Genomic DNA, 25,995 nt, shown 5'->3' with positions numbered 1-25,995 from the left:
GGGGCATTATGGACGGAAAAAAAGCGGAAATTACAGAACGGCGATCGCAACTTTCACTTGCCAAACGTGCGCTATTAGAAAAACGGCTACAGGGTAAATTTGCTGCTGATTCTTCAGAGCAAACTATTCCCAAACGTCCGCATAATCAATCTGTTCCTCTTTCCTTTGCTCAACAACGGTTATGGTTTCTCCATCAGCTAGACCCCAAAAGTGCCACATACAACCAACCCGTAGCCGTGCAGTTGACGGGATGGCTAAATGTCGAGGCATTAAACCGTAGTATCAATGAAATTATTCACCGCCACGAAGTTCTACACACCACCTTTACTATGCACGGGGAACAACCAGTGCAAGTTATCGCTCCCAACTTGACTTTAGAAATTCCCCTGATTAACCTCAGCCATTTACCATCAGAATTGCAATGGCGCGAAGTCAAGCGATGGCAAGAGCAAACATCTCAAAAACCATTTGATTTAACTACAGACTTATTACTACGGGCAATATTATTACAGCTTGGCGAACAAGAACACGTGCTGGTGCTTGTCATGCACCACATTGTTTCTGATGGTTGGTCGATGCGTGTGATGATTCGCGAATTTGCGGCTCTTTACGACGCTTACTCTCAAGGTAAACCATCGCCATTACCAGAACTTCCTATTCAGTATGCAGACTTTGCCCTCTGGCAACATCAGTGGCTACAAGGAGAAATTCGAGAAAAACAACTAACGTATTGGCGACAAAAATTAATAGGTGCAGCCGCAGTTTTAGACTTGCCCACCGACCACCCCCGTCCTCCTGTACAAAGCTTTCGGGGTGCTATCGAGTCTGTGAAGTTGTCAGCCAGTCTTACTCAAAAACTCAAGTTTCTTAGTCAGCAGCAAAATGTCTCGCTATTCATGACCTTACTGGCTGCATGGCAAACTCTGCTCTATCGCTACACTGGGCAAGAAGATATCACCATCGGCTCTCCCATCGCCAACCGTAACCGCACCGAAGTGCAAGGACTAATTGGGTTTTTTGTCAATGCTTTGGCACTACGTACCGATTTATCAGGAAATCCCAGTTTTTTGGAATTGCTGGTGCGAGTACAACAGGTAGCTTTAGAAGCATACACTCACGAAGAATTACCTTTTGAGGTGCTAGTAGAAGAACTGCAACCAGAGCGACATCTTAACCATAGTCCGTTATTCCAAGTAATGTTTGTCTTGCTACCTGACCCGATGCAGGCTTTGGTATTGCCTGGGTTAATGCTCAAACGCTTGCAAATTCATAGCAACACAGCCAAATTTGATTTAACCATGTCCCTAGAAGACACCGACCAGGGACTCACAGGAATATTGGAATATAACAGCGATTTGTTTGATGCCACTACCATTAGTCGAATGTTAGGGCATTTCCAGACTCTATTAACAGGTATTGTCACCAATCCCCAACAACGCTTATCAGATTTACCACTGCTTACCCCAGATGAGCAACAGCAACTATTGCTATGGAACAGCACTCAAACAGACTTCTGTGATTGTCAGTGCATCCAGCAATTATTTGAGGCGCAAGTAGAGAAAACACCGGATGCTGTAGCTGTTGTATTTGATGAGCAAAAATTAACCTACCAACAACTGAACGAGCGAGCCAATCAACTAGCCCATTATCTGCAATCGGTGGGAGTCAAGCCAGAAGTACTTGTGGGTATCTGTGTTGAGCGTTCCTTAGATATGGTCGTCGGACTGTTGGGCATACTCAAAGCAGGTGGCGCATACATACCCCTTGACCCGGCATATCCCACAGCCCGCTTGGCATTCATGTTAGAAGATGCTCAAGTTCCGGTGCTGTTAACTCAGTCTAATTTAGTCGCCACCTTGCCCCAACATCAAGCCCAAGTCGTTTGCTTAGATACAGACTGGCAGGAAATTGCTCAACACAATACAGATAATCCCAGAAGTGAGATTACAGGTGAGAATTTAGCATATATCATTTATACTTCCGGCTCCACAGGTAAACCCAAAGGCGTACAAATACCACACAGCGCCTTAGTAAATTTCCTGGGTGCAATGCGTCCAACATTGGGACTAACTCCAGAAGATGTGCTGTTAGGAGTCACCACATTATCTTTTGATATCGCCGCCCTCGAAATATATCTGCCGTTAATTACTGGCGCTTGTTTAATAGTGGCTAGTCGAGAAGAAGCAGCTGATGGGATGCAACTGTTAGCCAAACTCACCCATGAGCAAATTACAGTCATGCAGGCCACACCAGCAACTTGGCGACTATTGTTAGCGGCTGGTTGGCAAGGTAGCGACCAATTAAAAATCCTCTGTGGTGGTGAAGCTTTAGATTGTTCCCTCGCCCAACAGTTATTAACACGGGGTGAGGAAGTTTGGAATTTATACGGCCCTACCGAAGCGACAATTTGGGCAGCAGTTCACAAAGTCGAAAACAGCGATATCAACGAACGACAAGATAGCATTATTCCTATTGGAAAAGCGATCGCTAACACTCAATTTTACATCCTCGACGCACATCAGCAGCTAGCCCCTGTGGGCGTACCTGGCGAATTACATATTGGCGGTGCGGGATTAGCCCTTGGTTATCTCAACCGTCCAGAATTGACAGATGCTCAGTTTATTCCTCACCCCTTTCAAGGAGGTGAACGGCTTTACAAAACAGGAGACTTAGCACGCTATCGCCCAGATGCAAATATAGAATACATTGGTCGGATTGACAATCAAGTCAAACTGCGAGGCTTCCGCATTGAGTTAGGGGAAATTGAAGCAGTTTTATCTACACATCCAGCCGTACAGCAAGCAGTAGTCGTACTTCGAGAAGACAACTTAATTGCTTACACAGTCCTTCAGCCACAGCAAATAGTCACCACATCAGAGCTAAGGGCATTTTTACAGTCAAAATTGCCTCATTATATGCTGCCAACGGCTGTTGTTTTCCTAGAGAAACTACCACTCACACCCAATGGCAAAATAGACAGAAAAGCTCTACCTGCACCCGACTTAACCCCAGAAAGCACCCCAACTCGTCTTGCCACCCCCATAGAGGAAATGCTGGCTAGTATCTGGACAGAAATATTAAGTATTCACAGCAAAGGAGCAGAGGAAGTTCCCCCTTTCTCCCTGCCTCCTGTTCAGCAAGTAGGCTTACATCACAATTTCTTTGAACTAGGTGGACACTCACTCCTCGCTACTCGTCTAATGTTACGAGTCCGCCAAGTTTTTCAGATAGATATTCCCTTACGTCGCTTATTTGAATCCCCCACGGTTGCAGCACTAGCTATTGATATTGAAGCAGCGATGACTAGCAAGCAACTTGGGCAGTCTGTCCCCATCACCCGCGTTCCTAGAGATAAGGACTTACCTCTATCATTTTCCCAGCAGCGGCTCTGGTTTCTCCAACAATTAGACCCCAGTTCCACTGCCTACAATGGCTCAAATACCCTACTGTTGCAAGGGCGGCTCAATATTACAGCTTTGGAAAATTGCATCAATGAAATTATCCGACGGCATGAAATTTTGCGGACATGCTTCGCACTCTCAGATGGGAAACCAGTGCAAAAAATTCTTCCCCAGCTAACCTTATGCTTGCCCATAGTCGATTTACAAGATATACCAGCAATCGAACGTGAGGCACAAATCCGCCAGTTAGCCTTGGAAAATGACCAGCAACCCTTTGACCTCACACGCACCCCTTTGCTACGACTGGTTTTATTACGCCTCAGTAGCCAAGAGCATCTTTTGCTAGTAACAATGCACCACATCATTTCTGATGGCTGGTCAGCTGGAGTGTTAATTCGGGAAATGTCCGTACTTTACGAAGCTTTTGTCAATAACCAGCCTACGACATTACCAGAGGGCGTTGCTGAAACAAAAGATGATTCTTGTGGGATGGGCAAGATGCCTATCCCACAAAACCAACAAAATCATCCTGCAAGTATGCAATGTCTGCCAGAGTTAGAGATTCAGTATGCAGACTATGCTGTGTGGCAACAGCAGCAACTACAAACAGAATTATTCGATACTCAACTTAGTTACTGGAAACAACAACTAGCAGGCGCGAACAGCATACTCGAATTGCCCACAGACCAACCTCGTTCAGCATTGCAAACCGCCATTGGTGCAAAACATTCATTGACCCTTTCTCCCACACTTTCCCAATCTTTGAAATTCTTGAGTCAGAAAACTGGTGTCACCCTGTTTATGACCTTGTTAACAGCGTTCAACGTCCTACTGCATCACTACACAGCGCAGGAAGACATCCTTGTAGGTTCACCCATCGCCAACCGTAATCGGCGCGAAGTTGAAGGTTTGATTGGTTTCTTTGTCAATACTTTAGTACTACGGACAAATCTTGTAGATAATCCCAGTTTTGAAGAGTTATTGCGACGGGTGCGGGAAGTTGCTTTAGGTGCATACACTCACCAAGATTTGCCGTTTGAAAAATTAGTCGCAGAACTACAGCCAGAACGCAGCTTAAATCATACACCCTTTTTCCAGGTGTGGTTTGTTTTGCAAAATGCTCCCATGTCAACTTTTCAATTGCCTGAACTCGATCTGAAACTATTAGATACTGAAAGTGGCACAGTGCGGCATGATTTAAAACTGGATTTATCAGAAACGCCAGAGGGAATTAAAGGTTTTTTTGAGTACAAAAAGGATTTGTTCAATGCGTCAACTATTGCTCGAATGGCAGAACTTCTAGAAACTCTGCTAGCTACAGTTGTACAACAACCAGAAATTAAACTGGCTCAATTAGTACAAATTTTAGATGAATCTGAAAAACAACAACAAATACTCAAAAATAAAGAATTTAAACAAGTAAGTCGTAAAAAATTAGGACAAATTACTCGTAAAACTATTACCGGAATCAGTCAATAATTTTCTTTTTGTCTTTTTTATGGTTCATATTTATGATGAATATAAAATCTATTAAACGCAAACCAATTATCGTTTCTTCAGAAAAACTCATCAAAACGGAGTTTATTAATGAGCAGAAACTTCCGTTAGTCATTCAACCTGCTGTTGATGGTATAGATTTGGCAGCCTGGATTGCTAACAATCGTCAATGGTTAGAAACACAATTATTCCAGTATGGTGGGATTTTATTTCGCAACTTTAATTTAATCAATCCTGAAGATTTTCAAGTTTGTATTCAAGCGATTTCTAGCGAATTAATTGAATATTCTTATCGCTCAACTCCTCGCAGTCAAGTTAGCGGTAAGATATATACATCTACTGAATATCCACCAGCAGAATCAATTCCTTTACACAATGAAATGGCCTATTCTAGCAGTTGGCCAATGAAGATTGGTTTCTTTTGTGTCGAGGTTGCAGAGAAAGGTGGAGAAACTCCAATTGCTGATAGTCGCAAAATTTGGCAACGTATTCCTCCAAAGATTAAAGAGGAATTTATTGAAAAAAAGGTAATGTATGTCCGTAATTATGGCCAAGGTTTAGATTTAGATTGGGAAACTGTATTTCAAACTAATCAAAAATCAGAGGTAGAAAACTATTGCCGGAATGTGGGGATTGAATTTGCATGGTTAGCAGATGGAAATCAGTTAAGAACTCGTCAAGTTTGTCAAGCAGTTGCAATTCATCCTCAAACAGGTGATATGGTTTGGTTTAATCAAGCTCATCTATTTCATGTATCTAGTTTAAAAACAGAGGTGCGAGAGTCTTTACTTGCAATAGTCAAGACAGAAGATTTACCTCGTAATGCTTATTATGGAGATGGTTCAGAAATTGCAAATTCGGTGTTAGCAGAAATTAATGAAATCTATTGGCAAGAAGCAGTGATGTTTCCTTGGCAAGCAGGTGATATTTTAATGTTAGATAATATGCTAACTGCTCATGGTCGTCAGCCTTTTGTTGGTTCAAGACAAGTTTTGGTAGGCATGGCTGAACCTTATTCTTTGGATTAAATATAGTGTAAAAAATATGCAAAATATTTCTATAGAAGGGTTTCAAATTTCACCACAACAAAAGCGTTTATGGCAGTTGCAACAAGCAGGCGATCGCCAAGCATATATTGTGAAACTTATGATAGAAATTACAGGAGATATCAACTTATCTTCTTTGGAGTCATCTATCCAAAAAGTTATTAATAGATATGAAATACTCCGCACTAAATTTTCCACAATTAAAGGAATGTCTGTGCCTTTACAAGTAATCACAGAAAATAATGATTTTCAAATTAATAAAATTCAAAACTACCATTCAAAACCAACCATCTTTAACCTAGAAAATGGGAGTGTTTTAGATATTAGTTTAACTAACTTTTTTCAAAATAAATATATATTAATTATTACATTATCGGCTATTTGTGGAGATATAATATCGCTTCATAATCTGGTTCAAGAAATTTTCACGGCTTATACTGTTAAAGAGTTAACTAATGAGCCTATACAATATGCTGATATTTCGGCTTGGCAGAATGAATTATTAGTAGGCAAAGAAGCAGAAATAGGTAAAGATTATTGGCACAAACAGAATATTTATCACTTAATTGCAGGTAAGTTACCTAGTGAACAATCGTCCACAAAACCCCTGGCATTCAATCCACAAGCAATCAACATTAATTTATCTCCTGATCTTATAAATAATCTGGCAGTATTGGCGAATGAAGATGCTGAGAAGATAGCGACATTACTCATGTCTAGCTGGCAGATTTTATTATCGCGGCTGACAGGAGAAATAGAAATAGCGATCGCCACTTGTTTTGATGGCAGAAATTATGCAGAATTAAAGCCCGCACTGGGATTATTAGCTAAATATATCCCTGTATCTTGTGCCTTTAAAGAAGACTCTACATTTGCTGAAATTTGGCAACAGCTAAACACAAAAATTAGCGAAATTGAGCAATGGCAAGACACCTTTAGTTGGGAAGATATTGATAGCCAAGAATTATTTTTACCTTTTGCCTTTGACTTTAACTCACAGCCTCATCAATATTTAGCTGACAATATTACATTCACAGTTCAAAAACAACACGCTTGTATAGAACGCTTTAAAGTTAAACTCTCCTGTTGGCTAAAAGATAATTCTTTAATAACAGAACTGCACTATGATGCTAATTTGTTTAGTCAAGGAGATATTGAGCGATTAGCACAGCAATGGCAAACTTTATTAAGCAATGCAGTCAAAAATCCTGAAACAAACGTAGGTAAATTAGAAATTCTTAGCCCTCTAGAACGTCAGCAATTATTATTTGAATTTAATCAAACTCAATCTGCTGCTCCTCCCTACCAGTGTATTCATCATTGGTTTGAAGCCCAAGCACGCAGCACGCCAAATAACATCGCTGTTGTCTTTGAAGATGAAAAATTAACTTATCAGCAACTAGATACCAAAGCCAATGTCGTAGCGCAAAAATTGGTATCCTTGGGAGTTAAACCCGAAACAGTCGTCGCGCTTTATATCGAACGTTCTCTAGAACTGGCAATTGGTATTCTCGGTATCTTAAAAGCAGGTGGGGCATACCTACCTCTAGATCCCAGTTTACCGCCAGCAGCCGTAGCCTGGAGATTGCATGATGCCCAAGTATCAGTATTGTTGACTCAAAGACATTTTGTACACCTCATTGACCAAAATCAAGTACAGGTCTTATGTCTAGACGCAGACATTCAGTTATCTAACCCACAACTTCACCCTGTTGGTAGCAAAAACTTAGCATATATAATTTACACATCTGGTTCTACGGGTAAACCGAAAGGTGTTGCTGTTGAACATCGCCACCTGCTGAACTACCTCAACGGCATTTTAGAAAAACTCAACTTACCAATAAGTGCCAACTTTGCCACTGTTTCCACCTTTGCAGCTGACTTAGGTAATACAGCCATTTTTGCAGCTTTGTGTACAGGCGGATGCCTGCATATTATCTCTAGTGAACGTGCTACCAATCCTCAAGCACTGGCTGATTATTGCAGCCGATATCAAATTGACTGTTTAAAGATTGTGCCTTCTCATCTATCCGCACTTCTGTCCTCCGAATATGCACAGCAAATTTTGCCCCGTCAGCGTTTGATTCTTGGTGGCGAAGCTTGTAATTGGGAGTTAATCGAGTTAGTACGCAAATATGCGCCAAATTGTCAAATATTCAACCATTATGGCCCTACAGAAACCACCGTTGGAGTGCTGACCTATGCTGTACCCACTAATGCTAAATCAGGAAAAGTGCCTCTGGGTCGTCCTTTAGCTAATACACAAATTTATCTCCTCGATAAATATCAGCAACCTGTACCCATAGGTGTCACAGGTGAAATTTACATTGGCGGTGATAGTGTAGCGCGTGGTTATCTAAATCAGCCAGAGATGACTAGCGATCGCTTTATTCAAAACCCCTTCAATCATACACCAGGGGCAAGACTGTACAAAACAGGAGACCAGGCACGGTATCTTCCTGATGGCAACTTGGAATTTGTCGGGCGTGTTGATGACCAAGTGAAATTGCATGGCTTCCGTGTGGAATTGGGGGAAATTACCGCCGTCCTGAGTCAACACCCAAGTGTGCGTGAGGTAGTCGTTGTATTACGGGAAGATAACCCAGGACAAAAGCAACTTGTGGCATATATTGTTACCCATCAGCAAACAGCAATTGATGTGCATGAACTACGGAGTTTCTTAAAGCAGAAACTACCTGAATATATGTTGCCTGCACATTTTGTACAACTCAAGAATTTACCATTAACCGCTAATGGCAAAGTTAATCGTCTAGAGTTACCTGCACCTGACAAAGTTCGCCCGGAAATAGCCGCAGCTTACATTCCTCCTCGCAATGAGGCAGAGCGAATTATTGCTGAAATTTGGCAAGAAGTGTTGGCAGTAGAAAAGGTAGGAATTTATGATAATTTCTTTGAATTAGGTGGGCATTCTTTACTAATTATTCAGCTTTCTGTAAAACTACAGCAAAAGTTTAATCGAAATATTTCCGCTAATGATATTTTTCAAAATCCTACTATCAATGCTTTAGCTAAGTATTTAAGTCAAACAGATAATCAACAGTCATCGTCTTTAGAGCAAAGTCATGAACGGGCGCAGATGCGACAAAATTTTGTCAAACGAACCGCAGAGGCACAGAGGAAGCAGAGAGGGAAAAATAAAACGAATCTTTAAGAGCAAGTATATACCTAAATATTTAAACAACAAGTAGGCTAAAAATGAGTGATTATAGCGAGTCTGATAACTTAAATAATATAGCTATTATTAGTATGGTTGGCAGATTTCCTGGGGCGAATAATGTACAGGAATATTGGGAAAATATACGAAATGGTGTAGAGTCTATTTCTTTTTTTTCTAATGAAGAAGCCGAGTTAATTGATTCAGAACGAGATTTACTGAATCATCCTAATTATGTAAAAGCAAATGGTGTTTTGGCAGATGTAGAACTATTTGATGCAAATTTTTTTGGATATTCACCTAGAGAAGCGGAAATTCTCGATCCACAAGCACGTTTATTTTTAGAGTGCGCTTGGGAGGTTTTAGAAAGTGCTGGTTACGACTCAGAAAATTATGACGGTCGGATTAGTATATATGCTGGCGCTAGTGTAAATACTTATTTTTTATTCAATCTTTTTTCTAACCCTGATTTAGTGAAATCTGTTGGTTTAGAACAATTAAAGTTTAGTAATCAACAAGATTTACTAACTACACGGGTAGCATATAAACTTAACCTCCAAGGATCAGGAATTACTATTCAAACAGCTTGTTCTACCTCTTTAGTCGCAGTACATTTAGCTTGTCAAAGCTTGTTATGTGGTGAATGTGATATGGCTTTGGCTGGTGGAGTTTCGGTAACTTTGCCCCAGAAAGCTGGATATCTATATCAAGAGGGTGGAATTGCTTCTCCTGACGGTCATTGTCGTGCTTTTGATGCTCAAGCACAAGGAACTGTACGCGGTAATGGTATAGGAATTGTCGTATTAAAGAGACTGGCAGATGCTTTGAGAGATGGCGATCGCATTCACGCTATCATCAAAGGCTCGGCAGTTAATAATGATGGTGCTTTAAAAGTTGGCTACACTGCGCCTAGTATTGACGGTCAAGCCAAAGTCATTGCTGAGGCGCAAGCTGTCGCCGGAATTGAGCCAGAAACTATCAGTTATGTAGAAGCACACGGTACTGGTACTGCCTTGGGTGATCCTATTGAAATCGCCGCACTTACCCAAGCTTTCCAGTCCAAAACCGAAAAACACAGATTCTGTGCCATTGGTTCTGTCAAAACCAACTTTGGACATTTAAACGCCGCCGCAGGGATGGCAGGTTTCATTAAAACAGTCCTCGCCCTGCAACACCAGGAAATACCACCGAGTTTACATTTTGAGCAGCCGAATCCCCAAATTGATTTCGCTCACAGTCCTTTTTACGTCAACACGCAACTGACACCCTGGCAGACAAATCACTATCCTCGTCGTGCGGGTGTAAGTTCCTTTGGAATTGGTGGTACTAATGCCCATCTGATTGTAGAAGAAGCCCCAATTGTCGAAGCCGCCACCAGTGCTTCTCGTCCTTGGCAGGTATTGCTACTTTCTGCCAAAACTGCGTCGGCCTTAGAAACTGCTACGGCAAATCTCGCTAATTATTTAGAGTGTCATCCCGATGTCAACCTAGCGGATGTTGCCTATACCCTGCAAATTGGTCGAAGAAGGTTCCCCCATCGCCGGACGTTGGTTTGTCAAAATTTAGATGATGCTGTACAGACGCTCAAATCAGACCAGCAGCGACTTTTGACTAGTTATCAAGAAATAGGCGATCGCTCAGTTACTTTCATGTTCCCCGGACAAGGCGCACAGTATACTAACATGGGGCAGGAACTGTACGAAAATGAGCCAATTTTTAAGCAACAGGTTGATGATTGTTGTGAAATACTCAAACCACATTTAGAACTAGATTTAAGAGAAATCCTCTATCCCAGTTCTACACAAGCCCAACTACAACAGACTGCCTTAACTCAGCCTGCCTTATTTGTGATTGAATATGCCCTAGCAAAACTGTGGATGGCATGGGGCATACAACCACAAGCCATGATTGGTAACAGTATCGGGGAATATGTGGCAGCAACTCTAGCTGGTGTGTTTTCCTTAGCAGAGGCTTTGGTATTGGTGGCAACTCGTGGGAAGCTAATGCAGCAACTAGAACCAGGGGCGATGCTTTCTGTTTCCCTGTCTGCCCAAGAGGTAGAACCTTGGTTGAGTGCAGAATTATCTTTAGCTGCGAGTAATGCGCCTTCACTGTGTGTAGTTTCCGGCTCGATAACCGCAGTAGCAGCCTTAGAAAATCGCCTCACAGCCCAAGGTGTAGATTGTCGCCGCCTGCACACTTCTCATGCCTTCCATTCCCAGATGATGGATGAGATAGTAGCACCGCTCACACAACAAATACAAAAAATCAAGCTCAACTCTCCGCAAATTCCTTTTATCTCTAACGTCACTGGGACTTGGATTACTGCGACTGAAGCCACCGATCCTCACTACTGGGCGAAACATCTACGGCAAACAGTGCGGTTTAGTGAAGGAATGACGGAGCTATTGCAACAACCAGAGCGAGTATTATTAGAAGTAGGCCCTGGTAGAACACTTAGCACCTTAGTTAAGCGGCATCAAGCGCCACAAGCTGTAGTGTTAACTTCGCTGCGGCATCCACAAGAGCAACTTGCAGACATAGAGTTTATCCTCAATACTGTTTCAAGATTATGGCTGGCTGGAGTGCAAATAGACTGGACTGGCTTTTATAAAGATGAACAAAGACAGCGTATCCCTTTGCCTACCTATCCTTTTGAACGCCAGCGTTATTGGATTGAACCACAAGCGAAAGTTGCTAATCTGCATCAACTAGGTAAAAAATCTGACATTGCTGACTGGTTTTATCTGCCTTCTTGGAAACGTTCTTTTTTGCCTAGCAAGTCTGCTGCTAAATCACGATGGCTAGTATTTTTAGATACCTTTGGTGTCAGTGAGCCAGTGGTAGCACAACTAGAGGCGGAAGAAGTCATTACTGTGACTGTAGGAGAGCAGTTTACTCAACTGGGGAATAATGCCTACGCCATTAACCCCAAAGTTCCAGATGACTACGATCGCCTATTTACACAACTGCGTAACCAAGAGAAAATTCCGCAAGCGATCGCTCATTTTTGGAGTCTGATTCCTCAAGAGTGCGATCGTTCCACCCCTGAATTTTTTGCTACCTGTCAAGACTACGGTTTTTACAGTCTACTTTTCTTGGTGCAAGCACTAGGCAAACAAGAAACAACACAGCAGTTACAAATCATAGTTGTTACTAACAGCACCCATGAAGTTAACGGCGATGAGCTTCTTTGCCCAGAAAAAGCGACAGTATTGGGACTGTGCAAAGTCATTCCCCAAGAATACCCCCAGATTACCTGCCGTCAAATTGATATAACTGGAACTAACCAACTCACACCCCAACTGCTAGCCGAACTCACGAGCCTATCTCCCGATTTAGTCGTTGCTTACCGTAGTAGCCATCGCTGGGTAGAAACCTTTGAATCATTCAAATTAGAAGCGACTACTGAAACCAAGACCCGGTTACGGCAAAAAGGAGTCTATTTGATCACTGGTGGACTAGGTGGTATTGGTAAAGTGCTAGCAGAACATCTAGCCGAGACATTACAAGCCAAACTCATACTCATCAGCCGTTCTCCCTTACCTCAGAAAACAGCATGGGCAACATGGTTAGCAGCTCACGACGCAGCAGATCCTACTAGCAGCAAAATTCAGCAAGTACAAGCACTAGAAGCATTAGGTGCTGAGGTGTTGGTAATTACTGCTGATGTTACCTCGTTGACACAAATGCAAAGGGCTATCTCCCTAGGGCTAGAGCAATTTGGAGAAATCAACGGTGTAATTCATGCAGCAGGTGTCAAAGCAGTCAACACTGTCCAAGAAATCAGTCGTGAGGAATGCCAACAGCAATTTGCACCTAAAATTCAAGGGCTGTATGTCTTAGAACAATTATTACAAACGATATCAGTAGATTTTTGCATTTTAATATCTTCTTTAGCATCGGTATTAGGCTTATTAGGGAAAGCTGCTTATCCCGCCGCACACATTTTTCTTGATGTCTTTGCTTGCGATCGCAACCGCACCAGTTCTACACCTTGGATTAGTATCAATTGGGATAGCTGGCTGACTGAACCCGCCACCACTACAGAAGGGTTGACACCACAGGAAGCTATTGCAGCTTGGCGACGCATTTTATCTCTACAAGGAGTGAGTCAGGTTATTGTCTCCACAGTTGATTTACAAGCCAGACTCAATCAATGGACAACACAGGTAGCTACCAAAAAAGTAGACTTGCTATCACTGCATACACGCCCAAATTTATCAAGTGCTTATGCTGCACCTACAAATCAGATTGAACAAATCATGGTGGAGATTTGGCAACAGCTACTTGGTGTTGCTGTTGTCGGTATCTACGATAACTTCTTTGAACTAGGAGGAGATTCTGTTTTAGGTATCCAGTTGATTGCTCGTGCCAATCAAGCTGGTTTAAAGTTAGCGACTAAACAAGTTTTTGAACATCAAACAATTGCTGAGTTAGCAGCAGTTGCTAGTACCCATCAAAATAATCAAGCAGAACAGGGTTGTGTTACAGGTTTAGTACCTTTATCACCCATTCAACAGTGGTTTTGGACACAAAATCAGCCGGAAGCACACCACTGGAATCAGTCAATCACACTAGAAGTCTCGCAAGGACTAGATGTGAGCTTCTTAAAAGAGACGTTACAGCATTTACTAGCGCATCACGATGCCTTACGTCTGCGATTTATGGCTGGGGAATCTGGCTGGCAACAAGTGAATGCGCCTGTTGATGAAACTGTGCCATTGACATGTCTGGATTTGTCTGAACTCTCAGCAGAACAGCAAAATTTGGCAATGGAAAAGGCATCTGCCCAATTACAAGCCAGTTTGAATTTATCGTTTGGGCCGATAGTGCGGGTTGGTTTATTTAACTTAGGTGCAAAAGTAACTAGCCGCTTGTTGATTGTCATTCATCATTTAGCAGTTGATGTGACTTCCTGGCGAATTTTCCTTGAGGATTTGCACACAGTCTATCAGCAATTAAGCCAAGGTCTAGGGGTAAAATTACCACCAAAAACAACCTCATTTCAACAATGGACAACACAACTACAACAACAAAAGTTCAATTCTGATTTGGATTATTGGCTAGAACAACTTTCTCACCCCGTAACCCGTTTACCTAGAGACTATGCACAAGGTGTAAATACAGTTGCATCGGCGCAAATTATAACGGTGACACTGGATGCAGAACCGTTGCAACAGGTTTCTAGCACTTATCGCCTCCAGATAGAAGAAGTATTATTAGCAGGATTGTTACAAGCCTTTGCTCAATGGACAGGCGATCGCTCTTTACTTTTAGACTTAGAAGGAAATGGGCGGGATGTTCTCTTAGAAGATGTTGACTTGTCGCGGACAGTTGGCTGGTTTACAACCATCGCTCCCCTACTCTTGAAGTTAGACCAAGCCGAAAATCCTGGGGATATTTTGCAGACGGTCAAAGAACAAGTCCGTCGCCTTCCCGATCAAGGTTTGAGCTATGGTGTACTGCGTTACTTGAGCGTGGAAGGGTCAAAACTTCAGAGCTTTCCCCAACCAGAGGTCATTTTTCTTTATCTTGGTCAACTTGCAGACAGCGTACCGGAATCATCACTATTCCGGCTGCTGCTAGACAGCAAACAAATAGAACGCTCTCCCCAGGGAATTCGTCCGCATTTGTTCCAGATTACAGCCTTTGTTAGTGGTGGTCAGATGCAGGTGAAGTGGACATATAGCGAGAATCTACATCAACGCACCACGATAGAGGTTTTGGCGCAAAATTTTGTCAAAGCCATCCAGCAATTTATCACTCACTGCCAATCACCCAAAGCTGTCAGCTATACACCCTCAGACTTTTCAGCAGCAAAACTCAGCCAAACAGATTTGAGTAAATTGCTAACTCAAATCAGCCTATCTGACAGGAGGAAGTCGCAATGAACCCAGAGAATATTCAAGACATATATGAACTTTCGCCGATGCAGCAAGGCTTGCTGTTTCACACCCTAGCTGCACCCAATTCGGGAGTGTATTTCGAGCAGTTAAGCTGTACCTTAAATGGCAACCTGAATATTTCCGCATTTGTCCAAGCTTGGCAGCAAGTTGTAGATCGTCACCCAATTTTACGTACTGCTTTCTACTGGGAAGGGTTAGAGCAGCCGTTTCAAGTTGTCTATCAACAGGTATGTGTGCCGTTTTTAGAATTAGACTGGCGAGAAATATCTCAACATGAACAACAAAGTAAATTAGAGAGTTTTTTAGGTAGCGATCGCCTACAAGGTTTTAATCTGTCTCAAGCACCGTTACTACGCATTACCTTAATCAAACTGACTGACGATACCTATTATTTTGTCCGTAGCCATCACCATATCTTACTTGATGGCTGGTCTTGGTCTTTGCTGTGGCAAGACTTTAATTGCATATATCAAGCATTGTGTCAAGAAAAAATTTATCAGTTAGCACCTGTTCGTCCTTATCGTGACTACATTGCTTGGCTACAGCAACAAGACTTGTCAAAAGCTGAGGTATTTTGGCGAGAAAAACTCAAAGGTTTACAAGCACCAACAACTTTAGCAGTAGATCAAAGTCCCCAGAGCTTACCCAGCAATCAAGAAGATGACGATACTCAACAGCTAATCTTTTCAGAGGATTTCACAGCCACTTTACAGTCTTTTGCTCGTCAACATCAGCTCACCTTGAATGTGTTAATTCAAGGAGTGTGGTCGGTGCTGTTGAGTCGTTACAGTGGTGAAACCGATGTCATGTTTGGGATTACATCTTCTGGTAGACCACCTGCATTATTGGGAGTAGAGGCGATCGCCGGATTATTTCTGAGTACCTTACCTTTACGGGTACAGCTAACAGGCGATACCTTAGTTTTACATTGGCTCAAACAATTACAAGCAGAACAAATAGAACTCCGGCAGTACGAATACACCTCTTTGTCACAAATTCAACGTTGGAGTGACATTGCACCTGGGTTGCCATTATTTGAGACTATTTTAGTTTTTAATAACTTTCCTGTAGATGCTGCCAGATGGCAGCTAGGTGAAAGTATTGGCTTTAGTAATTATCGTTCTTTTGAGAAAACAAATTATCCCCTGACATTAACAGTAGAGCCAAGTACGCAATTAAAACTAGATATTGCCTACGATACATGCCGCTTTGACACTACAACTGTCAAACGGTTTTTAGCAAATATGCAAACTTGGTTAGCAGATTTAGTGGCAAACCCCCAGCAGCGACTTAAAAATTTGCAGTTTCTCACCGAGGCAGAACAAAATCAGGTGCTATTCGAGTGGAATCAAACCCAGATTAATTATGCATATCACAAGTGTATTCATGAATTATTTGAGGAGCAAGTAGAGAAGACACCGGATGCTGTAGCACTTAAATTCAAAATTCAAAATTCAAAATTTAAAATTGAAGAATCTTTTGAAAATGAGGACTGGGAAGAATTAACCTATGCTCAGTTGAATGCGCGTGCGAATCAATTGGCGCACCATTTACAATCTTTGGGTGTGAAACCTGAGACGTTGGTGGGTGTTTGCGTGGAACGTTCCTTAGAAATGGTGGTGGCTTTATTAGCTATCCTCAAAGCTGGTGGAGCTTACGTACCACTAGATCCAGCTTACCCCCAAGAACGCATAGCTTGGATGCTGGCAGATGCACAAGTATCCGTGTTGTTAACGCAGCAGCAATTAGTCAACAACCTGCCTGAGCATGAGGCAACTGTCATTACTTTAGATACCGACTGGTCAGTAATTTCACAAAACAGTCAAGAAAATCTACTTCATACTGCCACACCAGAAAATTTAGCTTATGTAATTTACACTTCAGGCTCTACAGGCCGACCCAAAGGTGTGATGATTCAACATCAGTCTTTAGTGAATTTTGCTGAGGCTGCTATTAAGGAATATGGTTTCATAGAGAGCGATCGTATATTACAATTTGCCTCAATTAGTTTTGATGCAGCCGCCGAAGAAATTTATCCTTGTTTGCTGTGTGGTGCAACATTAATTCTGCGTAGCGATGAAATGTTGAGTTCTAGTGCCATATTTCTGCAAAAGTGCCGTGAACTGCAACTTACAGTCCTAGATTTGCCCACTGCCTACTGGCAACAGCTTATATCAGACTTAGATACATATAATTTAATGCTGCCTGAGTCACTGCGATTAGTAATTATTGGCGGAGAGGCAGCAGCTATACAATCAGTACAAACTTGGCAACAACTTGTAGGTGAATATCCCGTGTTAATCAACACCTATGGCCCTACAGAAACAACCGTAGTTGCCACCGCTTGTAAATTAGACAAATCTCATACCAAGTTACCAATCGGACATCCCATTGGGAATGTACAAACTTACGTCCTAGATCAATATCTGCGCCTAGTCCCTGTTGGAGTACCAGGCGAACTTTACATAGGTGGTGATGGGTTGGCGCGAAGCTACCTCAACCGTCCAGACTTAACAGCCGAAAAGTTTATTATTTACCCCTTTAGCTTAGAAAAAGGACAAAGGCTTTATAGAACAGGAGATTTAGTCCGCTATCTTCCTGATGGTAATCTCGAATTTTTGGAAAGAATCGACCATCAAGTCAAGTTGCGAGGTTTCCGCATTGAATTAGGCGAAATTGAGGCCGCACTCAATCAATATCCCACAATCAAATCAAGTGTAGTGGTGCTGCAAGAAGATAGTAGCGGAATCAAACGCTTAGTGGCTTACATAGTGACGGACTCACAGCCCACACCCAGAGACTTACGCCACTTTCTCCAACAAAAACTACCTGATTACATGATTCCATCAGTGTTTGTACCACTGAGAGCTTTACCATTACTGCCAAACGGTAAGATAGACCGCAAATCATTGCCAATTGCAGATATAAATAGACTCGCAGATCAAGAAACTTACGTCGCTCCCCGCACTCCCCAAGAAGCGCAGTTAGCCCAAATCTGGGCGGAAGTGCTGCGCGTCGAGCAAGTAAGTATTTATGACAACTTTTTTGAATTAGGCGGTGACTCAATTATCTCTTTGCAAATTATCGCCAAAGCTAACCAAGCAGGTCTGGTACTGACACCAAAACAACTATTCCAACATCAAAATATTGCAGATTTGGCAGTTGTGTGCATTACAGAGCCAACTATCAAAGCTGAACAAGGAATTATCACAGGTGCAGTACCACACACACCCATTCAGCACTGGTTTTTTGCACAGTACTTACCTAACCCCCACCATTTCAATCAAGCTGTTTTGCTGGAAGTACGCCAAACTCTTGATATTAAATTACTTCAGCAAGCTCTTCAAGAAATTCTCAGACATCACGATGCACTACGTCTGCGTTTTGAGCAAAATACATCCAGATGGCAGCAGATAATAACTCATCCTGATGATGATGTGCCATTCACACGTTATGATTTTTCTCAGTTGTCGGAAACAGAACAACGCACAGCCATAGAAGCAACAGCTACGAAATTACAAACTAGCTTGAATTTATCAACTGGGTTGGTGCAAATAGCTTTGTTTGACTTAGGTGCAGGTAAATCTCAACGCCTGTTATTTGTTATTCATCACTTAGCTGTCGATGGTGTGTCTTGGCGGATTTTATTAGAAGATTTGCAGACAGCTTATCAACAGTTGAGCCAAGGTCAAACAATACAGTTACCAGCTAAAACTACTTCCTTTAAGCATTGGTCTTATTTGTTACAGGAATATGTTAATTCAGATGCCTTGCAGCGAGAGAGAAATTATTGGTTAGCTATCAACGAACATTCACAAACTCGCTTACCAGTAGACTATACCCAAGGCGAAAATATAGAAGCTTCTGCTAGCAAAGTATCTATTACCCTTAGTAAAGAGCTAACTCAAGCCTTATTACAAGAAGTTCCAAAAGCTTATAACACTCAAATTAATGATGTTTTACTCACAGCATTAATTCAAACTTTCGCCCAATGGACAGGTAAGACATCACTATTAGTAGATTTAGAAGGTCATGGACGAGAGGCAATTTTTGATCATGCAGATTTATCGCGGACTGTAGGCTGGTTTACTACTGTATTTCCAGTACATCTAAGTTTAGAAAATGTTGTTCATCCTGGTGAAGCCTTAAAGACCGTCAAAGAAAAATTACGCCAAATTCCTCAACGAGGTATTGGCTATGGAGTTTTACGGTATTTGGCTGATGATCGAGAAATTGCTGTCGCCCAACCAGAAGTATTATTTAACTATTTGGGTCAATTTGATCAAACATTTGCTGAATCATCTTTGTTTAGCTTGGCTTCAGAGTCTAGCGGTCAACCTCGTAGTTTACAAAGCCAACGCAGTCATCTTTTAGAAATTAACAGTTTAGTCAGCGATGGACAATTGAAACTTGACTGGACATACAGTACCAATCTTTATGACCACACAACAATAGAGTCCTTAGCTAAACATTTTCAGGAAATGCTCCAACAACTGATTACTCACTGTCAATCTCCCGATGCTGGTGGCTATACTCTTACGGATTTTCCTGATGTTGATTTGAGTTTAGAAGCACTAGAAAACGTGTTTACAGAAATGGAAATTAGTTAGGCAAATTTGGAGGAAAATAAACAGTGAATAAAAAAAATGTTGAAGGAATTTATTTGCTTTCTGCACCACAACAAGGAATGTTGTTCGAGACAATATATGCTCCAAAGTCAGGAATACATATTGAGCAAGTCAGTTGTAGTTTGCAGGGTAATCTGAATATTTTTGCGTTTAAAAACAGTTGGCAAAAAATTATTGAACGACACTCAATATTAAGAACTGGTTTTGTCTGGAAAGAACAAGAACAACCACTACAAGTAGTACTACATCAGGTAGAAATTCCCTTTGAACAGCAAGACTGGCGAGAATATTCACCCAGTGTACAGCAACAACGACTAGAAGCTTATTTACAAAGCGATCGCAGTTTGGGTTTTAATTTATCTAAACCACCATTAATGCGATTTGCACTCTTTCAACTGAGTGAAGAAACCTATCAATTTGTCTGGACGCATCATCATATTTTGATGGATGGATGGTGTAGTTCACTACTACTGAAAGAATTTTTATCTTTTTATCAAGCTTTGAGCAAAGGTGAAAATGTACAACTAACACCTGTTCGTCCTTACAGAGATTACCTAGCTTGGCTAAAACAGCAAGGCTCATCCAAATTAGAAAAATTCTGGCGGCAAACTCTACAAAATTTTACTCAACCAACTCCATTGGGTGTGGTTAAAGAATGTGATTTTTCTGATTTAGAAGTAGGTTACGGCGAATACTGTACAGAACTAAGTGCCTCAGCTACAACAACTATTAAATCTTTAATTAAAGCTAATCATTTAACATTCAACACTGTAATTCAAGGTGTCTGGGCATTACTTTTAAGCCGCTATAGTCATCAAGATGATATTATTTTTGGTATCACTGTTTCAGGTCGTCCAGCAAGCTTACTAGGTGCAGAATCAATAGTGGGTTTGTTTATTAATACTTTACCTTTAAGAGTTAAAATCTATCCCCAAGAAAAACTGTCTTTTTGGCTGGAAAGTATTCAAAATTTAAATTTAGAGTTACGTAATTACGAACATAGTAATGCTGGTAAAGTTCATGAATGGAGTGAAGTAACAGGATCTTTACCACTTTACGAAAGTATTTTAGTGTTTGAGAATTATCCTATAGATTCAACTTTACTACAATCTAGTGGTTTCAAACTTAATCTAAATAATTATCGTTCTATTGGCGCACAAACGAAGTATGCCTTAACTATATTAGCTTCTGTTGATTCACAGCTACGTTTAAAATTTATATATGACAAACGCCGTTTAGATGATGGGAATGTCAGCAAAATTGGTGAACATTTTATCACACTATTAAATAGTGTAATTGATGGTTTAGAAACAAAATTATTAACACTGATACATAAAATTTCTACTGAAGAAATCCCACAAATTAAACAATTAAAAAAACTCCAAGAGCCAGCATCGACTAATCTTCTAAATCCTGTGGAGGAAGTGATAGCGGGTATTTGGAGTCAAATATTGGGTTTGACAAATATCGATATTCATCACAACTTCTTTGAGTTAGGTGGACATTCTTTACTAGCGACTCAAGTTATGTCTCGCTTGCGCCTAGCTTTTCAATTGGAAATTCCTCTTAGCTACTTATTTGAATCGCCAACCATAGCAGAATTAGCTAAAAAAATTGATATGAAAATGAAATCTGGGCAGGTAGTGGAAGCAACACCAATTTTACCTGTATCCAGAAGAGAAAATCTACCTTTATCTTTTGCTCAACAACGGTTATGGTTTATTGACCAGCTAGACCCAGGTAATTCTAGTTATAACATTTCTGTGGCTGTACGCTTGACAGGTGAACTAAATTTAATTGCGCTAGAAAAAAGCTTGAACGAAGTTGTGAGAAGACACGAAGCTTTACGCACCAATTTTATTGAGATTAATGGACAACCAGTGCAGGCGATCGCTTCTTCTTTAACTTTAGCTATATCATTAGTAGACCTGACACTATACCCACAAAACCAACAACCACAAATTAGCCAAAAACTAGCATTTACAGAGGCTAATAAGCCATTTGCTTTAGACAAAGACCCTTTATTACGTGTCACCATCCTGCAACTGAGTGCAACAGAAAACGTATTACTATTTACTACCCATCACATTATTTCTGATAGTTGGTCGATGGGGGTGCTAATTCAAGAAATCACCAATCTTTATGCAGCTTTTTGCCAACAACAACCCTCTCCATTATCAGAATTGCTAATTCAATATGCAGATTTTGCTGTTTGGCAACGACAATGGTTGCAGGGTGAAATTTTAGAAACTCAATTGAAGTATTGGCAGCAACAGCTAGGTAACAACCTAACTACTCTCAACTTACCTACAGATAGACCTAGACCAGAAATACAAACTTTTAATGGTGCAACAGCCAGAGTAATTATTCCTCAAGATTTAACTAAAGCTATTAAGAGTTTGACTATCAATTCTGGGTGTACTTTATTTATGACACTGCTGGCTAGTTTTCAATGCGTACTGCACTATTACACCGGTCAAGATGATATCGTTGTCGGTACAGATGTTGCGAACCGAAACAGGGCGGATACTGAATCTTTAATTGGTTTTTTTGTCAATCAATTAGTATTACGTACTAACTTAAAAGGTAATCCCAGTTTTAACGAATTACTAACCAGAGTACGGCAAGTAACTCTGGAAGCCTATGCTCATCAAGACTTACCTTTTAATAAGTTGGTAGAGGTACTTAATCCCAAGCGCGACCAAAACCGCACACCATTATTTCAAGTCAAATTTGTACTGCAAAATGCACCTACTCCACCCTTAGAGCTAGTAGGATTAAAATTAAGTTCCATTGAATTTGATAGAAGAGCAGCTATGTTTGATATGCTGCTAAATTTAACAGATACCAATCAAGGATTAAGTATAGCTGTAGAGTACAACACAGACTTGTTTGATGCTGTGAGAATTAACAAGCTTTTAGAATATTTTGAAATAGTTTTACGGCAGGTATCTCAGCAACCTGAAATTTCTCTGAACGCCCTAACAGAAATTTTAGCTGCTAGAAATGAACAATGGCGAATTAGTCAAGAACAAGAATATCAAAATTCCATCAAACAAAAATTACTAAATATACGTCGGCGATAATTCTTGTTATTTATCATTATCTAAGGAAGTAAACGCAAAATGACAGCAGCAACCATTGAAGGATTTCAACTTTCTCCTCAGCAGAAATATTTGTGGAATTTGCAGCGATCGCAGCCACAAACTTATCGTATTCAGGTTAATGTTAAAATTACTGGTAATCTCGATATTGATGTTTTAAAAGCAGCATTACAAAATATTATTCAAGACTACGAACTATTTCGTACCAATTTCAAATGTTTACCAGAAATGGATATTCCTATGCAGGTTATCCAATCTGAAAGTAGTATCTTATGGCTACCTGAACATGATTTAAGCTCTCAGACTTTTGCAGAGCAACAAAACACAATCAAAGCAATTTTTACTGAATTGTTAAGAATACCCTTTGATTTCGCTCAGAGCAATTTTTTATATGCTTCCTTAATTAAATTATCAACACAAAAATATATTTTAATTTTAGGCTTACCTGCAATCCTGGCTGATACGACTACAATTAGAAATTTGCTGGCAGAAATTAGCCGTTATTATACTGGCTGTATAGCCCAAGAGCCACTACAATATGCAGATATTGCAACTTGGCAAAATGAATTATTAGCAGAAACAACTACAGAAATAGGCAGAGAATATTGGCGTAATCAGAAAATTGTAGAGGGTCACAAGTTACCTTACACAAAAGAGTCTGATAAAAACTTAGACTTTCATCCTCAATGTTGCCGATGGGAAATAGATGATGCTTTACTAGCTAAAATTAACAAGCAAGCGCAGTCAGAAAAAGCAAGTTTTTTGTTAGCTTGTTGGCAAATTTTGTTATGGCATTTGACTCAAGAAAATAATATTGCGATCGCTACTGCTGTTGATGGGCGAAAATATGAGGAGTTACATTCTGCTCTTGGTCTATTAACTCAATATCTACCAATAGTTTCGCAGTTAAATGAAACCAACACCTTCAGCGATGTTTGGCAACAAGTAAAAGATTCTCTTCGCGAAATTTATAAATGGCAAGAAAGTTTTACTTGGCAAGGAAGTACCGCTTCAAATTTTTTACCCTTCTGTTTTGAGTTTGATTCAATCTGCACAAATTTTAAGACAGATCATGTATCTTTTGCTATTGATGAAATCTACACTTGTAGCAACCGCTTTCATGTGAAATTATCTGGTATCCGTAGGGAAAATTCTCTAGTTATGGAGTTTCACTACGATGCTAATTTACTATCAGAACAATATATTTTACGGTTAGTCAGTCAGTTCCAGACTTTGTTGCAAAGTGTCTTAGCACAACCACAAACTTTGATTGGTAAGTTAGAAATTCTCAGTGCAGAGGAAAAGCATTTATTACTAGTAGATTTCAATCAAACCCAAACTGATTATCCTCAAGACAAGTGTGTTCATCAGTTATTTGCAGAACAAGTACAGAAGACACCAAATAACATTGCTGTGGTGTTTGGCGAACAGCAATTAACTTATGCAGAATTAAATACTCGTGCGAATCAATTAGCACACCACTTACAAAAACTAGGAGTGGGAGCAGAAGTTTTGGTGGGTTTGTGCTGCGATCGCTCTTTTGATATGCTCATTGGTATCTTGGCAATTTTAAAAGCTGGCGGTGCTTACGTACCTTTAGATCCCACCTATCCCCAAGAACGCCTGAGTTTCATGCTCCAAGACTCGCAGGTGTCGGTGCTGTTGACTCAACAAAAATTGTTATCTCGCCTTCCCCAATATCCTACCCATACCCTCTGCATAGATACCGAGTGGCCACAAAGTGAAAGTCAAGAGAATCCTCTGAGTAGCGTACACCCCGCTAACTTGGCTTATGTCATTTATACATCAGGTTCGACAGGTAAACCCAAGGGAACAATGATTCCCCATCAAGGATTGGTTAATTATCTCAGTTGGTCTACTCAAGCCTACGCTGTAGCACAAGGAAGTGGCGCACCAGTAAATTCTTCGATTGGTTTTGATGCTACTATCACCAGCTTATTCTCTCCCTTATTAGTCGGTCAAAAGGTCGTGCTGTTAGAGGAAGAACAAGAAATAGAAGCTCTCAGCACCATTTTGAGTTCCCAAAGTAACTTCAGCTTGGTAAAAATCACCCCTGCACATTTGGAAATACTCAGTCAGTTGTTACCTCAAGAGCGAACTACACAACAAACTAGAGCTTTGATTATTGGTGGTGAAGCATTATTGGGGAAAACTCTAGCTTTTTGGCAGACTTATGCACCAGATACGCGATTGATTAATGAATATGGCCCGACAGAAACTGTTGTTGGTTGTTGTGTTTACGAAGCCTCAGCAGAAACTTACTTACCAGGAGCAGTTCCCATCGGTCGCCCTATTGCTAACACACAACTTTATATTTTAAATCAACATCTCCAACCAGTTCCCATAGGAGTATCAGGGGAACTATACATTGGTGGTGCTGGTGTTGCTAGAGGCTACCTCAACCGTCCAGAGTTGACAGCAGAGAAATTTATCTCCAATCTCTTTAGCCAAGAACCAGGAAGCCGGATGTACAAAACAGGCGACTTGGCTAGGTATTTGGAAGATGGCACAATTGAGTATTTAGGCAGGATTGATAATCAAGTCAAGATTCGTGGCTTTCGGGTTGAACTGGGCGAAATTGAGAGTTTATTGAGTCAATATCCTAATGTGCGATCGCAGGCTGTGATTGTCCGTGAAGACCAACCAGGGGATCAACGCTTGGTAGCTTATATCGTACCAGATACAGAAAAACCCACCCCCAAAGACTTACGCAACTTTCTGCAAACTCAGTTACCTGAATACATGATTCCTTCTGTCTTTGTCATCTTAGAGGCTCTACCTTTAACTACCAATGGCAAAGTGAATCGTCAAGCATTGCCAGCACCAGAACAGATACGCACACAAATTTATGTCGCGCCACGGACATCGGCTGAGGAAATCGTCACCGGAATTTGGGCAGAAGTTTTAGGTATTACCCAAGTAGGTATTGATGATAATTTCTTTGATTTAGGTGGACATTCACTATTAGCCACCCAAGTAATTGCACGATTGCGGCAAATATTCCAAGTAGAACTGCCCTTACGGGGTTTATTTGACGCGCCCACACCAGAAATGATGGTTCACTTGATAGCAAATATGTTAGGCGAAAGAGCAATTGTCGAAGAAATCGCCCAAACTTGGCAGGAACTAGCACAACTCTCACCTGAAGAAATGGCAGCAATGCTCTCCAGATGAGGCAGGGGAGCAGAAGAGCAGGGGAGAATTTCCCAGTCAA

The 25,995-nt window shown here is 41.0% G+C and carries 7 protein-coding genes; all 7 read left to right on the top strand.

Annotated elements, in window-relative coordinates; all coding sequences use genetic code 11:
• Positions 1-8 precede the first annotated feature (8 nt).
• From I8751_RS18035 to I8751_RS18005, 7 genes are read left to right on the top strand one after another with little or no spacing between them, the layout of a single operon-like run.
• A complete protein-coding gene (locus I8751_RS18035; protein ID WP_214440499.1) occupies positions 9-4,880 on the top strand; it encodes a non-ribosomal peptide synthetase in 4,872 nt (1,623 codons plus the stop codon).
• A 32-nt stretch (positions 4,881-4,912) separates the two neighbouring features.
• Positions 4,913-5,926 carry a TauD/TfdA family dioxygenase gene (locus tag I8751_RS18030; RefSeq protein ID WP_214440498.1) on the top strand — a complete coding sequence of 338 codons (1,014 nt, stop codon included), beginning with the start codon at positions 4,913-4,915 and terminating at the stop codon, positions 5,924-5,926.
• A 16-nt stretch (positions 5,927-5,942) separates the two neighbouring features.
• A complete protein-coding gene (locus tag I8751_RS18025) occupies positions 5,943-9,116 on the top strand; it encodes a non-ribosomal peptide synthetase (RefSeq protein ID WP_214440497.1) in 3,174 nt (1,057 codons plus the stop codon).
• Positions 9,117-9,160: 44 nt separating this feature from the next.
• Complete coding sequence (locus tag I8751_RS18020; RefSeq protein ID WP_214440496.1) at positions 9,161-15,013, top strand: type I polyketide synthase; 5,853 nt, start codon at positions 9,161-9,163, stop codon at positions 15,011-15,013.
• Entirely contained in the window at positions 15,010-19,638 is a 4,629-nt protein-coding gene (locus I8751_RS18015) for a non-ribosomal peptide synthetase (RefSeq protein WP_214440495.1), read from the top strand. Before I8751_RS18020 ends, I8751_RS18015 begins: the two co-directional genes overlap by 4 nt.
• Before the next feature lie 23 nt (positions 19,639-19,661).
• Positions 19,662-22,742, top strand: a complete 3,081-nt coding sequence (locus tag I8751_RS18010; protein ID WP_214440494.1) for a condensation domain-containing protein — start codon at positions 19,662-19,664, stop codon at positions 22,740-22,742.
• 39 nt (positions 22,743-22,781) lie between these two features.
• Positions 22,782-25,955 (top strand): non-ribosomal peptide synthetase, encoded by a 3,174-nt coding sequence (locus tag I8751_RS18005; RefSeq protein ID WP_214440493.1) that lies wholly within the window; start codon positions 22,782-22,784, stop codon positions 25,953-25,955.
• The last annotated feature ends 40 nt before the right edge of the window (positions 25,956-25,995 follow it).

Source organism: Atlanticothrix silvestris CENA357, assembly GCF_016056295.1.
GTDB lineage: Bacteria > Cyanobacteriota > Cyanobacteriia > Cyanobacteriales > Nostocaceae > Atlanticothrix > Atlanticothrix silvestris.
This window is presented reverse-complemented; position numbering and strand designations above follow the sequence as displayed.

What these genes read in the sequence shown, in the direction of transcription:
- I8751_RS18020 (WP_214440496.1), top strand. Translation starts at nt 9,161, where the DNA reads ATGAGTGATTATAGCGAGTCTGATAACTTAAATAATATAGCTATTATT.
- I8751_RS18025 (WP_214440497.1), top strand. Translation starts at nt 5,943, where the DNA reads ATGCAAAATATTTCTATAGAAGGGTTTCAAATTTCACCACAACAAAAG.
- I8751_RS18005 (WP_214440493.1), top strand. Translation starts at nt 22,782, where the DNA reads ATGACAGCAGCAACCATTGAAGGATTTCAACTTTCTCCTCAGCAGAAA.
- I8751_RS18035 (WP_214440499.1), top strand. Translation starts at nt 9, where the DNA reads ATGGACGGAAAAAAAGCGGAAATTACAGAACGGCGATCGCAACTTTCA.
- I8751_RS18030 (WP_214440498.1), top strand. Translation starts at nt 4,913, where the DNA reads ATGATGAATATAAAATCTATTAAACGCAAACCAATTATCGTTTCTTCA.
- I8751_RS18015 (WP_214440495.1), top strand. Translation starts at nt 15,010, where the DNA reads ATGAACCCAGAGAATATTCAAGACATATATGAACTTTCGCCGATGCAG.